14 protein-coding genes are annotated in these 14,470 nt (G+C 62.4%); 9 read left to right on the top strand and 5 right to left on the bottom strand.

Features of this window, described 5'->3' with window-relative positions:
• Positions 1-19: 19 nt before the first annotated feature.
• Both H145_RS0109810 and H145_RS0109805 read right to left on the bottom strand, forming a co-directional pair.
• Positions 20-2,695: a PIG-L family deacetylase gene (locus H145_RS0109810; protein WP_019947976.1), complete on the bottom strand. Its 2,676-nt coding sequence runs from the start codon at positions 2,693-2,695 to the stop codon at positions 20-22.
• Between the two features lie 100 nt (positions 2,696-2,795).
• Positions 2,796-3,473 (bottom strand): carbonic anhydrase, encoded by a 678-nt coding sequence (locus tag H145_RS0109805; RefSeq protein WP_019947975.1) that lies wholly within the window; start codon positions 3,471-3,473, stop codon positions 2,796-2,798.
• A gap of 267 nt (positions 3,474-3,740) precedes the next feature.
• Between H145_RS0109805 and H145_RS0109800 the strand changes: the two genes are divergently transcribed.
• The 5 genes from H145_RS0109800 (at position 3,741) to H145_RS0109780 (ending at position 9,355) form a co-directional block, all read left to right on the top strand.
• Entirely contained in the window at positions 3,741-5,399 is a 1,659-nt protein-coding gene (locus H145_RS0109800; RefSeq protein WP_083937748.1) for a S8 family serine peptidase, read from the top strand.
• A gap of 162 nt (positions 5,400-5,561) precedes the next feature.
• Positions 5,562-6,530 carry a YitT family protein gene (locus H145_RS0109795; protein ID WP_019947973.1) on the top strand — a complete coding sequence of 323 codons (969 nt, stop codon included), beginning with the start codon at positions 5,562-5,564 and terminating at the stop codon, positions 6,528-6,530.
• A gap of 160 nt (positions 6,531-6,690) precedes the next feature.
• Positions 6,691-7,518: an MOSC domain-containing protein gene (locus H145_RS0109790; protein WP_019947972.1), complete on the top strand. Its 828-nt coding sequence runs from the start codon at positions 6,691-6,693 to the stop codon at positions 7,516-7,518.
• 239 nt (positions 7,519-7,757) lie between these two features.
• Positions 7,758-8,576: a DUF547 domain-containing protein gene (locus H145_RS20765; RefSeq protein WP_019947971.1), complete on the top strand. Its 819-nt coding sequence runs from the start codon at positions 7,758-7,760 to the stop codon at positions 8,574-8,576.
• 101 nt (positions 8,577-8,677) lie between these two features.
• Complete coding sequence (locus H145_RS0109780) at positions 8,678-9,355, top strand: DUF2461 domain-containing protein (protein WP_019947970.1); 678 nt, start codon at positions 8,678-8,680, stop codon at positions 9,353-9,355.
• A gap of 149 nt (positions 9,356-9,504) precedes the next feature.
• On the opposite strand, the gene H145_RS0109775 is transcribed toward H145_RS0109780, so the two are convergent.
• Positions 9,505-10,128 (bottom strand): deoxynucleoside kinase, encoded by a 624-nt coding sequence (locus H145_RS0109775; RefSeq protein WP_019947969.1) that lies wholly within the window; start codon positions 10,126-10,128, stop codon positions 9,505-9,507.
• Between the two features lie 128 nt (positions 10,129-10,256).
• On the opposite strand from H145_RS0109775, the gene H145_RS22745 reads away from it, so the two are divergent.
• On the top strand, positions 10,257-10,703 hold the full coding sequence (locus H145_RS22745) for a hypothetical protein (RefSeq protein ID WP_019947968.1): 447 nt from the start codon (positions 10,257-10,259) through the stop codon (positions 10,701-10,703).
• On the opposite strand, the gene H145_RS0109765 is transcribed toward H145_RS22745, so the two are convergent.
• Complete coding sequence (locus tag H145_RS0109765; RefSeq protein WP_019947967.1) at positions 10,700-11,347, bottom strand: DUF6565 domain-containing protein; 648 nt, start codon at positions 11,345-11,347, stop codon at positions 10,700-10,702. The two genes, H145_RS22745 and H145_RS0109765, sit on opposite strands and share 4 nt — an antisense overlap.
• A gap of 141 nt (positions 11,348-11,488) precedes the next feature.
• Here H145_RS0109765 and H145_RS0109760 point away from each other — a divergent pair, with 141 nt between their 5' ends.
• Together H145_RS0109760 and H145_RS0109755 are read left to right on the top strand one after the other, a co-directional pair.
• The gene (locus tag H145_RS0109760; RefSeq protein WP_019947966.1) at positions 11,489-12,004 is read left to right on the top strand and encodes a GNAT family N-acetyltransferase; all 516 of its coding nucleotides are present in this window, start codon (positions 11,489-11,491) and stop codon (positions 12,002-12,004) included.
• Between the two features lie 184 nt (positions 12,005-12,188).
• Positions 12,189-12,416 (top strand): CDGSH iron-sulfur domain-containing protein, encoded by a 228-nt coding sequence (locus H145_RS0109755; protein WP_019947965.1) that lies wholly within the window; start codon positions 12,189-12,191, stop codon positions 12,414-12,416.
• A 178-nt stretch (positions 12,417-12,594) separates the two neighbouring features.
• Here H145_RS0109755 and H145_RS0109750 read toward each other — a convergent pair whose 3' ends face one another.
• A complete protein-coding gene (locus H145_RS0109750) occupies positions 12,595-12,846 on the bottom strand; it encodes an acyl-CoA-binding protein (protein WP_019947964.1) in 252 nt (83 codons plus the stop codon).
• A gap of 212 nt (positions 12,847-13,058) precedes the next feature.
• Here H145_RS0109750 and H145_RS0109745 point away from each other — a divergent pair, with 212 nt between their 5' ends.
• Positions 13,059-14,354, top strand: coding sequence for an amidohydrolase family protein (locus H145_RS0109745; protein ID WP_019947963.1), 1,296 nt, complete (start codon positions 13,059-13,061; stop codon positions 14,352-14,354).
• Positions 14,355-14,470 lie beyond the last annotated feature (116 nt).

The following is a 14,470-nucleotide window of genomic DNA, read 5'->3' as shown; positions in this document are numbered from 1 at the left end:
CGCCAGAACGAAGCGGAAATTATTTCCCCAACGACACCATGTTGGTCAGCAGCCGGTAGGCCCCCGGCACGCCGGCGGGCAGTTCGCGGAACAGCGAGAGGCCGGTGTAGATGTAGTGACCCTTGCCGTAGCTGGCTACCAGAATGGCGCTTTCCTTGGCCGTTTCGCCGGGGTCGTGGCTGCTGATGACGGTTTGGTAGCGCGGGTCCCACTTCTCGGGGTAGTAGAGGCCCTGCTCCTGCACCCAGCCCTGGAAATCCTGGGGCGTGATGCGGTTAGGCGTGTTAAGTAGCGGCTGTTTGGAATTGAGCAGGGTGACGGGCGCGTCTTCCACCGTCACCCGGTCGCGGCTGAGGGTGAGCGGGTAGGGGCCGATTTCGGGCAGCACCGTGCCGCGGTTCACCACGTACTGCACCACCAGGTTGCCCCCGTTTTCCACGTATTTCAGCAGGGCCGGCTGGCGGGTTTTGAGCTGCTCGACGGTGTTGTAGGCCCGCACGCCGAGCACCACGGCATCGAAGCGGCGCAGGCTGGTTTCGGTGAGGTCTTCGGGCTTGAGCAGCGTGACGGTGTAGCCAATCTGGCGCAGGGCCTCGGGCACCTCGTCGCCGGCCCCCATCAGGTAGCCGATTTGCTGGCCCTTGCGCTTAAGGTCGAGCTTCACGAGCGGGGCGGTGGCTTCAGGGAACAGCGTTTGGGTCGGGATGTGGTTGTAGGCAATGGTCTGGTAGCCGCGCGAATATGCCTGGCCGTCCACGGTTGCCACGGCCCGCAGTTCGGCGCGGCCTTCCTTCGCGCCCGCGCCGGGCCGCACCAGGAACTGCACAGTCTGCTCGGCATCTTTGGCGGCGAGGTCGAAGGGCAAGCTGGCCGGCTCGGCCACCCAGCCGGCGGGCAACGTGAGGGCCACGCTGCCTTTCACGCCCGCCTTGCCGGCCCGTAGCGTTACGGGCACCGTTTTGGGCTGGTTATCGGCAAACACAAACGCCTGCCCCCCAATGTTCACCATCACCGGCGGCACCACCGTCAGCGGGCGGTACTTCTCCCCTTCCACCGGATCAGTACTTTTGTACTGAACAGGAATAAGCTGAATTTCAGACGATGCCACAGTGAATAGCGTGATACTTGCCACTGATGGATTCTCCGGTAATCCAATTAGGTCTCTTCCAGGCATGGTAACCAACGGCGTCACGACCGACCCACCAAGTGGTGGGTATAATGTTGCGCGGCCTACGGGGTATTGCGAAGGGACAGAATACATACCATCTGTTCCTCTTTCCTGCAACCAATATGGTTGTGACAAGGGCAAAACAATGGATGTTTTGCTATTCGATTTCCGCTTATTCTTATTCGAAATCGAACCAGCTAATGAGTAGTTACTTACACTACCCCGCATTGGTAACCGTAATGCCTTTCCTGGTTCGATAACAATGGGCTTTTCGAAAGCAGTATCCACCGCTATCAGACCAAAGCTGCTGGCACCTATGATTTTATATACTGAATTAGAGCGGTTTGCAATTTCCACATTTATAGTAATTTCTTGTCCTGCCGTTGTAGTAGCAGAAGACGATACAGCTTCGATGTAAATACCAGATGCTGCCTGAATTAATTGGTGAATTTCACTAAGCTTTTCTTCTTCCCAGAATGATTTATGGCCTTCTGTAGAAGTTTTATCGAAAAGTGCTGTTAGTTCCTTCTCTGCGTTTAGCAGCCCTGCCACACTCGCACTCGGATTCGCCGCGTCGTAGTTCCGAATCACCTCATCCACCAGCTTGCCTACAGCCGCGCCGCCGGGTACGCGGTTCCAGGTCAGGTCCACGCCGTCGAACAGGTCGGTTTTGGCGGGCTCGCCTTTCAGGAGCTGGAAATACTCCGGGGCCTCGCCGCGCTGGGCGCTGCTGCCGAAGCCCTGGCTTTTGTGGCTGGTGCGGCTTTCGGCGGCAATTTCGCCGTAGCTGCGGCCCAGCAGCGGGTTGAAGCCGCCGGCATCAATGCTCAGATACTGACTCATATCCTCGCCCGGCTTCACGAAGAAGCTGCCGGTGTTCCAGAGTAGGCGCTTGGCCTGCCAGGGCTGCACAAACTTGAGTTGCTCGGGGAAGCGCTTGGGGTCGGCGGCGGCATCAAAGGCCTCGATGGCCAGCATGGCCGAGGCCGTGTGGTGGCCGTGGCCGGCGCGGGCGTCGGGCGGGAAGCGGGTTATCATGACATCGGGCCGGCGCTGGCGAATCACCCAGACCATATCGGCGAGCACCTGCTCCTTGTCCCAGATGGTGAAGGTTTCCTGGGCCGTTTTGGAGAAGCCGAAGTCGTTGGCGCGGGTGAAGAACTGCCGGCCCCCATCGATGCGGCGGGCCGCCAGCAGCTCCTGGGTGCGGATAACGCCCAGGCCCTCGCGCAGCTCGGGGCCGATGAGGTTCTGGCCGCCGTCGCCGCGGGTGCAGCTCAGGTAGCCGGTTTCCACGAGGCGGCCGTTGGCCAGGTAGGCTAGCAGGCGGGTGTTTTCGTCGTCGGGGTGGGCGGCAATGTAGAGGGCCGAGCCCAGCACGTTGAGCTTCTTGAGTCCCAGCAGAATCTCCGACGACGACCACGTTTTGGGCGCCTGGGCGGCGGCTTCGCCAATTAGTAATGAGTAATTAGTAATTAACAGCGCCAGCCAGACAGCGGCGGTGCGGAAGGCGGGGCGAAGGGTCATTCGGAAAGCTGGAAACAAGCGCGGTAAAGATGCGGGCCGAAGCGGCGGGTTGCAGAGCAGCCCGTAGCGCGAAAGTCCGTTTCGCGCTACGGGTGCCGGGCTACCGGGCCGCCGGGGCGGCGCCGGTGGGGTGCCAGCCGGGTTGGTCGCTGAGGTTGTAGATTTCCTGGATATCGTGCAGGATGTGCTCGAAATCCAGGTTCAAATCCTTCAGCAGCCCCGTTTTCAGGTCGAATACCCAGCCGTGGACGGTGGGGAAACCGTCCTGCAGGTAGGCTTGTTGCACGATGGCCGTTTTCACCACGTTGATGCACTGCTCCTGCACGTTCAGCTCCACCAGCCGGTCGTAGCGCTGCGTAGTGTCGGTGATGGCGTCCAGCTCGATATGGTGCAGGCGGTACACGTCGCGGATGTTGCGCAGCCAGGGGTTGAGAATGCCCAGATCCTGGGCCTGCATGGCCGCTTTCACGCCGCCGCAGCCGTAGTGCCCGCACACGATGATGTGCTTGACGTGCAGGTGGCGCACGGCGTACTCAATCACCGACATGGCGTTGAGGTCGATGTTGTTGACCAGATTGGCGATATTACGATGCACGAACACCTCGCCCGGCTTGAGGCCCATCAGCTCCTCGGCCGTTACGCGGCTGTCGCTGCACCCGATGTAGAGGTAATCGGGCTCCTGGTCGGCGGCCAGCGAGGCCGGAAAATCGGGGCGGTTGGCGGTGCAGTCGGCCACCCATTGGCGGTTGCGCTCAAAAATTTCGGCGTACTGGGGCATTGTGGTTGCGAAAACGGGTTGAGTGGAAAAAAGTAGCAGGGCCGAAAGCTACGCACCACCGGCCGGATTTGGGTGGCGGCGGGCCGGCAGGGTTATTGCGGCCGGCGCGCCGAAAAACTGCCGGCCGCGTGCGTCGGGCGCGGCCGGGCGGGCGTCTGTAAGCAGCCTGCCGGCGGGCCGCGTGCTATTTTTGCGAAGCCTCCCGCCGGTTGGGGCGGCTCCGATAGGCTGACGGCCGGCTTTATTTACTGTATCTTTTTTTTGCGCATGTCCTTTCCTCTTGCTGCCCGTTTGCGCCTCGCCGCGCTGGGCCTGGCCCTGAATCTGCCGTTGCTGGCCGCGGCCCAAACCGTTGCCCCGGCGCCCGCGCCGCCCACGCCCGAAGCCGCGGCGGCCCTGCAGTGGTATATGCTCGACCCCACCGCCGACCGCGTGATGGGCGTGAGCGTGAACCGCACCTACCAGGAGCTGCTGGCCGGCCGCACCCCCACACCCGTGGTGGTAGCCGTAATTGATGCCGGCATCGACACCACCCACGCCGACCTGAAGCGCATGCTGTGGCGCAACGCCCGCGAAGTGGCCGGCAACGGCCTCGACGACGACAAAAACGGCCTCACCGACGACGTGTGGGGCTGGAACTACCTGGGCGGCGCCGACGGCCGCAACATCAACCTCGAACAGCTCGAAGAAACCCGTCTGCTGGCCCAGCTGCAGCCCCGTTTCAAGGGTAAAAGCCGCGCCGGCGTGCCCGCCGCCCAACGCGCCGACTTCGATTTGTACCAGCAGGTGAAGAAAAGCTACGACGCCAAGGTGAAGGAAAACACCGACCGCCTCAAGCAGTTCAGCCAGGTGTACGCCGAGAACGTGACGGTTTCCGAGAAGCTGAAAGCGGCCCTGGGCGTGGCCGTGCTCGATACGGCCGTGCTGCGCAACCCGCCCACGCAGGTGCCCCAACTGCGCGAGCTGTCGGGCCAGCTGCACCAGCTGCTGCTGAATACCGGCTTCGCTTCGCTCGATGACATTCTGGTGGAGATGAAAAACGGTCTGAAGGAAACTCAGGACCAGCTCGACTACGGCCTCAACCTCAACTACAACCCCCGCCCCATCGTCGGCGACGACCCGTTCAACGTGAAGCAGCGCCTGTATGGCAACGCCGATGTGGCCGGACCCGACCCACTGCACGGTACCCACGTGGCCGGCATTATCGGGGCCGACCGCGTGAACAACCTCGGCATTATGGGCATTGCGCCGCCCGTGGTGCGCCTGATGGCCGTGCGCGCCGTGCCCGATGGCGATGAGCGCGACAAGGACGTGGCCAACGCCATCCGCTACGCCGCCGACCACGGGGCCAGCATCATCAACATGAGCTTTGGCAAGTATTACTCGCCCCAGCGCGCCGCCGTCGAAGACGCCATCCGCTACGCCGACAGCAAGGGCGTGCTGCTGGTGCACTCGGCCGGCAACGAAAACGAAGACCTCGACAAGAAGCTGCAGTTTCCGACGCCGGTGTTCCTCAACGGCCAGCGCATCCCGAACCTGATTACGGTGGGTGCCTCCTCGCGCGACAACGACGAGAGCCTGGCCGCCGACTTCTCCAACTTCGGCAAAACCCAGGTGGATGTGTTTGCGCCCGGCAACCAGATTTACTCGACACTGCCCGGCGGCCGCTACGGCAACCTGAGCGGCACGAGCATGGCCGCACCGGTGGTATCGGGCATTGCCGCCACGCTCAAAAGCTACTTCCCCCAGCTCACGGCCACCGACCTCAAGCGCATCATCCTGGCTTCGGCCCAGCCCACCCACACGCAGGTGCGCCAGCCCGGCTCGGACAAAATGGTTGACTTCGCCAACCTCTCCAGCACCGGCGGCATCGTAAACCTCTACCGCGCCGTGCAGCTGGCCCAGCAGGAGAAGGCAGTCAAGTAAACTGGGGTAAACCATCTGTCATCCTGAGCGCAGCGAAGGACCTATACAGAAGCTAACCTCAAACAATACCTTCTGTATAGGTCCTTCGCAAGCTCAGGATGACAGGTATCTTTACCCTCATCACTCTATTACCTCATTACCTAATCATCCCAACCACCGCCCATGCTTATTCCCCAACTGATGGTTCTGCGCAAGCGCCTGCGCGCTGAAGGCAACTCGCCGGCCGCGTTGCCTTCGCCGCAGCACAGCCGCCGAACGGGGCGGCGGGGCCGGCGCTGGTGGAAGCTCCAGATTACCAACGCCCTGTTTCTGACGATGGGCGTGTTCTGCGCCGGGTTCGGGCTCGAAAGCTTCCTGCTGCCCGGCGGCTTCCTCGACGGCGGCGTAACGGGCGTTTCGCTGCTGCTGCGGCAGGTGTTCGGCCTGCCGCTGTCGGCCCTGATTGTTGTGCTCAACCTGCCGTTCATGATTATGGCCAGCCGGCAGCTGGGCAAGGGCGTGGCCATCCGCACGCTGCTGAGCGTGCTGGGGCTGGCCGTGGTGCTGGCCACCGTGCCGTTTCCCATCGTGACGGAGGACAAGCTGCTGATTTCGGTGTTCGGGGGCTTCTTTCTGGGCGCGGGCATCGGGCTGGCCATGCGCGGCGGCGGTGTGCTCGACGGCACCGAAATCATGGCCATCTACCTGAGCAAAACCAGCAGCCTCACGGTCGGCGACATCATCCTGTTCTTCAACATCGTCATCTTCGGCGTGGCGGCCTACGTGCTGTCCATCGAAACGGCCCTGTACTCGATTCTGGCGTATTTGTCGGCTGCCAAAACCGTCGATTTCGTGATTGACGGCGTGGAGGAATACACCGGCGTCACCATCGTTTCGGGCCGCTCCGACGCCATCCGGCGCATGATTACCGAGAAGCTGGGCCGCGGGGCCACCATCTACAGCGGCAAGCGCGGCTACGGCTCGCACGGCCACCAGCCCAGCCCCATCGACATCGTGTTCACGGTCGTTACCCGCCTCGAACTCTCGCAGCTCAAGGCCGAAGTCGAGCAGATTGACCGCCAGGCCTTCATGGTGATGCACAGCGTGAAAGACACCAAAGGCGGCATGATCAAAAAGCGCCCGCTGCATTAAGCTGCCGGTTGGTAGTTGTCGGTTGTCAGGCACGTCATTCAGAGCGCAGCGAAGAATCTCGCGCGCTGATACTTGGTTCGTTGACGCAACGAAACATGCGAGATTCTTCGCTGCGCTCTGAATGACGTGCCTGACAACCGACAACTGATATCTTTGCGGCATGTCCACCCCGCTCCTGCTCTCCGACCTCTACATTTACCCCGTAAAGTCGCTGGGCGGCATCCGGCTTACCGAGGCCGAGGTTGGGCCCCGCGGCCTGCGCCACGACCGCCGCTGGCTGGTAGTGGACGAGCAGAACCGCTTCATGACCCAGCGGCAGACCACGGCCATGGCCAACCTGCGGGTGGCGCCCGCCTACAACGGTTTCCTGCTCAGCCACCAGCAGCGCCCCGAACTGCTGCCGCTCTACGTGCCGTTCGAGGCCACGCCCGAAAAAACCCTGTTCGTGACCATCTGGGACGATATGGTGTTTGCCTGGCGCGGCCGGCCCGAGTGCGACGAGTGGCTGAGCGAGGCGCTGGGCCAGCCCTGCAAGCTGGTGTATATGTCGGATATGGTGCGCCGCGACACCGAACCCGAGTTAAACCCCGAGGGCCAGCTGGTGAGCTTTGCCGACGCCTACCCGTTCCTGCTCATCGGGCAGGCCTCACTCGCCGACCTCAACGGCCGCCTCGCTGAGCCCGTGGGCATGGAGCGGTTCCGGCCCAACTTCGTGTTCAGCGGCGGCGAGGCGTTTGCTGAAGATGGTTGGGACCGGTTTCAGATGGGCGACCTCACCTTCCGGGCGGTGCGGGGCTGCGGGCGCTGCGTACTCACCACCATCAACCCGGCTACGGCTACCAAAAGCCCGCTGGGCGAGCCCCTGCGCACCCTGGCCGCCTACCGCACCGAAGACGGCAGCGCCATGTTCGGCCAGAACGTAACCTGCCCCGACCGGGGCCTTGTGCGCGTTGGCGAGCCGCTGCGCGTGGCTAGCTACAAAGCCTAGCCCACCCTCGAAGCCAGTCGGCGCACAGAATGCACAACTGCCTCTGATACTCAGCCGTTGCCGCTGCAGGCAGTTGAACGCGCGTATATCGAAGCTGACCGGAGGTTATATCGTCTTTATCGAATAAATCAACAGGTTGATTGGATTGCATTTTGCGAAGCTGAATAAAAACGTATACTTTTGATAAATCAATATCATCCCGGATAAAAGCTATTCCCGAATGTTCTCTTGTCTGGCTTATGCGTTTTAATTTCCTGCCCGCATGTTGGCTTCCTCTGCTGCTGAGCCTATGCCTGCTGGCTTCGGTGAGCCTGGCCGGCACAGCGGCTCAGAGCGGCGAGCCGAAGCCGGAGCAGCTGCAGCAGCCCTGGGATGAGCTGCTGCAACGGCACGTAACGCCCGATGGCCGCCTCGACTACGAAGGCCTGCTGGCCGACGAAGACCAGCTGCTGGGCTACCTGCAAAGCCTGCGCAAAGTGCGCCCCGAAGCGGAAACCTGGACGCCCGACCAGCGGCAGGCGTTCTGGCTGAACATCTATAATGCCGCCGCCGCCAACCTGGTGCTCGAAAACTACCCCGTCGCCAGCATCAACGACATCCGGGTTAAAGTCATTGGCGGCTACGAGTCGCCCTGGGAAACGACGGTGGTGAACGTGGGCGGGCAAAACTACTCGCTCAACCAGATCGAAGAAAAGCTGCGCCAGCAGTTCCGCGACCCGCGCGTGCATTTTGCCCTCAACTACGGCGCGGCCTCGGCGGCGCCGCTGCTGGCCGAGGCCTACACCGGCGCCCGGCTCAGCCGCCAGCTCGACCAGCAGGCCCGCCGCTTCATCAACGACCCCGCCTTCAACCAGCTAAGCCCCGAGCAGGTGCGCCTCTCCACGCTGTTCCACTCCTACGCCATTGAGTTCGGCCCGGCGCCGCAGCTGCTGGCCTTTATCAACCGCTACGCCCATGCGCCGGTGCTGCTCACGGCCCGCATCGAGTACCTGTCGTTTAGCTGGGCGCTCAACAGCCGCACGCCGCTCAGCAGCGGGCAGGCGTTGGGCCGCAAATAGCGCCGCGCCTGAGCGGCAGCGGCCAACTCGGGCCCATGCTGCCCCGTACCGCCTAGCGGTGCGGGGCTTTTTTACGCGCCGCTCAGTTTGCGTTTCTACCGATGAATTTAGCTCTCGTTCTTGATTTTCTGCGCGATTTGGCCGCCCACAACCACAAGGCCTGGATGGACGAAAACCGCGCCCGCTACCACGCCGCCCGCGCCGAATACGCCGGCTTCGTGGACGAAATGCTCCGGCTGGCTTCGGCCGAGCTGGAGCCCGACCTGCGCGGCCTGCGCGCCACCGACCTGATGTTTCGCATCAACAAAAACGACCGCTCGCAGCTCGACCCCGAGCCCTACAAGCGGCACATGGGCGCCGGCTTCAAGCCCGGCGGCCGGCACGCGGCGCGGGCGGGCTACTTCGTGGCCGTGCAGCCCGGCGGCGGCACCTACGTGGGCGCCGGCCGCCGCCTGCCCGATGCCGCCGAGCTGGCCCGCATCCGCCAGGAAATCCACTACAACGCGCCCGCCTTCCACGCCATGCGCCAGTCGGCCGACCTGCTGCGCCACTTCCCGCAGGGCCTCGACACGGCCCAGGCCCTCAAAACCGCCCCCAAAGGCTACGACCGCACCGACCCCGACATTGCGTGGCTGCGGCTCAAAAGCTTCTTCGTGTGGCAGCACTTCCCCGACGCAGAAGTCGTGCGGCCCGATTTCCCGGCCCGCGTGCTCGAAGCCTGGCAGGCCGCCCGCCCGCTGGTCGATTTTCTGAACGAGGCGCTGGAGGCAGAAGGGTAATATTAGATGATAAGGCCCCTGTCATCCTAAGCTTGCGAAGGACCTATACAGCAATACTACGCTCAGGTGTTAGCATTGCTGTATAGGTCCTTCGCAAGCTCAGGATGACAGCGATGCTGAAAGCTGCCTGTTTTGCCTTCTGAAGCGCTCTAAAACAGCCCGAACAGGGTGCTGTTGATTTTGTCGATGACCACGCTCAGGTCCTCGGGGTTGTTGACGTAGTCGAGGTTGTTGACATCGACGATGAGCAGCTTGCCCTGGTCGTAGCCGGCAATCCACTCCTCGTAGTGCTCGTTGAGGTGCTTGAGGTAGTCGATTTTGATGTTGTTCTCGTAGCCGCGGCCCCGGCGCTCAATTTGCTGCACGAGCTTGGGCAAATCGGCCCGCAGATACAGCAGCAAATCGGGCGGATCGACCATGCTGATCATGGAGTTGAACAGGCCCAGGTAGTTCTGGTAGTCGCGCTCACTCATCAGGCCCGACTGGCTGAGGTTGGCCGCGAAAATGTGGGCGTCCTCGTAAATCGTGCGGTCCTGGATGATGCCCTTGTTGGTTTGCTGCAGCTGCTTTATCTGCTGGGTCTGGCGAAAGCGGCTGTTGAGAAAATATACCTGCAGATGGAAAGCCCAGCGCGGCATATCATCGTAAAAATCCTTCAGGTAGGGGTTGTGGTCGACATCTTCCAGGAAAACTTCCCAGTTGAAATGATGCGCCAACTTGTTGGAGAGCGTGGTTTTGCCGGCCCCGATGTTGCCAACTATTGCAATGTGCATGAGCGAAGAGCGAAAAAGCAGAGTCGCAAAAATAGTGGTTCCTGTTTCCTAATTGGGCCGCCGCCAAGCCGGGCTATAATAATGCTATATTTACCTGAAATCGTCTAACTACTTGTAGCGCTTCCACTATGGCCTCGTTCGCGCTCCAACCATTGCGTACCCTCACCGACGACAGCGGCCAGTTGCTGGCCCGCGTCGAGTACGACCCCACCCGGCAACTGCTGGCGGTACATTGGTTCGGCAACCTGACGGGCCAGCAGGTGATTTATGTGGCCCGCACCACGCAGCAACTGAGCGCCACGCACCCTTACCGGCTGCTACTCAACGACAAAAGCCAGGCTACCGGCGACTGGAGCGAGGCGCAGGCCTGGCTGGAATACGAGTGGCTGCCGCAGGCGCTGGCCGGCGGTTTGCGCGCCGTAGCGTACGTTTTCACGCCCGATATGCACAACCAGCTAGCTAGCTACCAGTTTGTAGAATATCTGGCGCCGTACGTGCGCATCGAGGTATTTCCCGACCTGACTAGCGCCCTGCAGTGGCTGGATGCTGCCGCCACCGACGCCGTCAGCGCTTAGTCGCGCATCGAGTCCTTCACGCCGCGGGCCTTTTCCAGCGTCCGGAACTCGCCTTGTAGCGTGCGGATGCGCAGGCGCTCCTCCAGCGGCAGCTGGGTGCGCACCTGCTCGTAGCGGGCATTCAGGCGGCTGAGCACCTCGCCGGCCGTGTTCCAGTCGGCCTGCGACCAGCTTTTCTTTTCGGTGCGCATGGTTTCCACCAGCCGCTGGTACAGGCCGGTTAGCTCGGTGGCGCGCACCCGGTTGATGTTTACGTTTTCATTTAGCAAGCGCGCCTGGGCCTGGGCGGGCGTGGCGGGCTGCTGGGTGGCGTCGAGGCTGTCCTGGCGGGCGGCCCACTGCTGGTAGCGGGCTTTCTGGGCGGCATATTCGCGCTTGCCATCGGCCGAGAGGCTATCGGCGGCGCGGTCGAGGCGGCGGCTGCGGCGGTCGAACTCGGCCGTGAGCTTGGGCATCTCGCGGCGCGTGGCCGCCTCGGCCCTATCGACCTGCCGGCCCACCCAGTCGCCGAAATCGTACAGGCTGCGCTCCAGCGTGCCGCCGCTTTTGGCGGGTTGCTGGGCCTGGGCCGCCGGGGCCGTGAGCAGGCCGGCAGCCAGTAGCAGGGCAGAGAAAAGAGCAGTTTTTGGGGCAGATGAAGTCATAGCAGGAGAGTAAAGATGAAGCTGAGTCGGGGCCGCAGCGCCGGACCGGGTGCCCAGCCGTGGGGCAATTTCCGGCCCAAAACTACCGAAAGGCACTAAACGGTTCGGTTTTGCGCCGGATTATCCCGTTTTTTGCCCCTTATGCCAGCTTCCCCCGCCGCGCCCGCGCTCATCCGCCCCGCCACTGCCGCCGACATCCCCACCATCCTGGAGCTGGCCGAAGCCACCTGGGAGCCCACCTACCGCTTCATCATCTCGCGCGAGCAGATTGAGTACATGTACCGCGTGATTTATACCGAGGCCTCGCTGCAGCGGCAGATGCACGAGCAGGGCCACCAATTCATGCTGGCCTATGTCGATGGCCAGGCCACCGGCTACGCCTCGTTTTCGGCCCTGGATGATGCCGGCCTGTTCAAGCTGCAGAAGATTTACGTGCTGGCCTCGCACCAGGGCTCGGGCCAGGGCCAGCAGCTGGTAGCAGCCGTCGAAGCGGCCGTGCGCGCCGCCGGCGGCCACACCCTCGATCTGAACGTAAACCGCCACAACCCGGCCCTCACCTTCTATGAGCACCTGGGGTTCCAGCGCCACCGCGAAGTAGATATTGCCATCGGCCCCTACTGGATGAACGACTACATTATGCGCAAGGAGCTGGCTTAGGGCTTAGGGCTTAGGGCTTAGGGCTTAGGGCTTAGGGCTTAGGGCTTAGGGCTTAGGGCTTAGGGCTTAGGGGGATACTGCTTGTTGATGGCGGGGTTGCGCGAACCTGCGTATAGCGCAGCTTACTTTCCCGACTCGTTTACCAATTCATTCACCGACTCACTCAGTCACTCATTCACTGTACATGGCCACCAAACTCACCGTCCTCAGCAATGGCTCGCTCCGCGTAGAGGGCACCGATTTCGAACTCGTTGATGCCCAGGGCAACGCCTACGGCCTCGGCGGCCGCGAACGAATCAGCATCTGCCGCTGCGGCCTCTCCGCCAACAAGCCGTTCTGCGACGGCTCGCACAAAGGCCATTTCGAGCACAACGCCGTAGCCTTCGACCTGCCCACGCCCGGCACTAAGTAATTGGCATGTAGCCCATAATCGGCAAGCCAATCACCTTTGTCATCCTGAGCAACGCGAAGGACCTTACCACGCTGGAACGACCGTAACAACGATTCGTCTTCACGTAGTAAGGTCCTTCGCGTTGCTCAGGATGACAAAGGTTATTGGTTTGCCAATTATGGCTTACAGCTGATAGCTCTTAAAAAAGCGAGTTTACGAAATCGACGTACTCCTGGCGGGCATCGTCCTGGCTTTTGCCTTTCTGGCCGGCCCAGGCGTCGTATTTGGCAATGGCTTTAAAGTCGAAACCACCGGGCCGGTCGCCCGATACGTCGCCTTCGCTGCCCTGCTTGTAGAGGGAGTACATTTTGAGCAGGGCCGTGTTGTCGGGCTTGGCGGGCAGCTCTTTGCTGCGGGCGGCGGCGGCTTCAAATTCTTCGGGAGTGGCCATAGTAGGGAATGTGGGAAATGGGGTGAATGGAGAATAGACAGGCGGGCTGGGGGCCGAATGGTTGGTGCCGGCAAAGTGCTTACGGCTTTCTGCCAACGACCAGCCGCGCGGCCCAAAGTACGGATTGCGCCGGAAATAGTCGGCTTGCAGCGTTTATTTTCCGCTTATCTTCCGCCCCTGCCCACTTCTTACTCACTCATACTCCTGCCTTTATGCTGAAACCCCTACTCTGCGGCCTGCTGCTCGGCGGCGCGCTGCTGGCTCCGGCGCCCGCCGCGCTGGCCCAGAAAACCTACCTGCACTGCGGCCGCCTGCTCGACATGCGCTCCGACCGCGCCCAAACCGCCATGACGCTGGTGGTGGAAAACGGCCGGGTGCTGGCCGTCGAGAAAGGCTACACCGCCCCCACCAGCCCCCAGGATCAGGTTATCGACCTGAAAAACCGCACGGTGCTACCTGGCCTCATCGACTGCCACGTGCACCTGGAGGGCGAAACCAGCAAGGATAATTTCCTGCGCGAGTTCACCGAAAACCCCGCCGACGTGGCCTTTGGCTCGCTGGAGCACGCCCGCAAAACGCTGCTGGCCGGCTTCACCACGGTGCGCGATTTGGGCGGCTCGGGCGTGAACGTGGCGCTGCGCAACGCCATCAACCAGGGCAAGGTAGTGGGCCCGCGCATTTTTACGGCCCGCAAGGCCCTTTCGGGCACCGGCGGCCACATGGACCCCACCAACGGCTACCGCCTCGATTTGATGGGCGTGCCCGGCCCGGTGGATGGCGTGATCAACAGCCCCGACGAAGCCCGGCAGGCCGTGCGCGAGCAGTACAAGCGCGGCGCCGACCTCATCAAGATTGCCAGCACCGGCGGCGTGCTCAGCGTGGCCAAAGACGGCTCCTCGGCCCAGATGACGGAGGCCGAAATACGGGCCGTGGTGGAAACAGCGCACGATTTGGGCCTGGCCGTGGCCTGCCACGCCCACGGCTCGGAAGGCATGCGGCGCGCCATCCGGGCAGGCGTTACCAGCATCGAGCACGGCACGCTCATGGACGACGAAACGATGAAGCTGATGGTGAAGCACGGCACCTGGTACGTTCCCACCATCACGGCCGGCAAATCGGTGGCCGACTCGGCCAAAATCCCGAACTACTACCCGCCGCTGGTGACGCCCAAGGCCCTGGCCATCGGCCCCAGGCTGCAGGGCACGTTTGGGCGGGCCTACAAAATGGGCGTCAAGATTGCCTTTGGCACCGATGCGGCCGTGTTCCGGCACGGGGCTAACGCGCTGGAGTTCCGCTACATGGTGGAGGCCGGCATGCCGCCGCTGGCCGCCCTGCGCACCGCCACCGTAGCGGCCGCCGAGCTGCTGGGCCAGTCGGAGAACCTGGGCACGCTGGAGGCCGGCAAGCTGGCCGACGTGGTGGCCGTGGAGGGCGACCCGCTGCAGGATATCGGGGCCATGCAGCGGGTGCGCTTCGTGATGAAGCAGGGCGTGGTGTACCAGCCATAGCGCCCGGTGAGCGTCGGGCAGAAAAAAATCAGTCGGAAAAACCTTCGGGGCTAGCCGGAAACAGCATTTTTAAAAAATATCTAGGCGGCATTGAACTTTTTTATCGGCAACGGGCA

This window comes from Hymenobacter aerophilus DSM 13606 (assembly GCF_000382225.1).
Classification (GTDB): Bacteria; Bacteroidota; Bacteroidia; order Cytophagales; family Hymenobacteraceae; genus Hymenobacter; species Hymenobacter aerophilus.
This window is presented reverse-complemented; position numbering and strand designations above follow the sequence as displayed.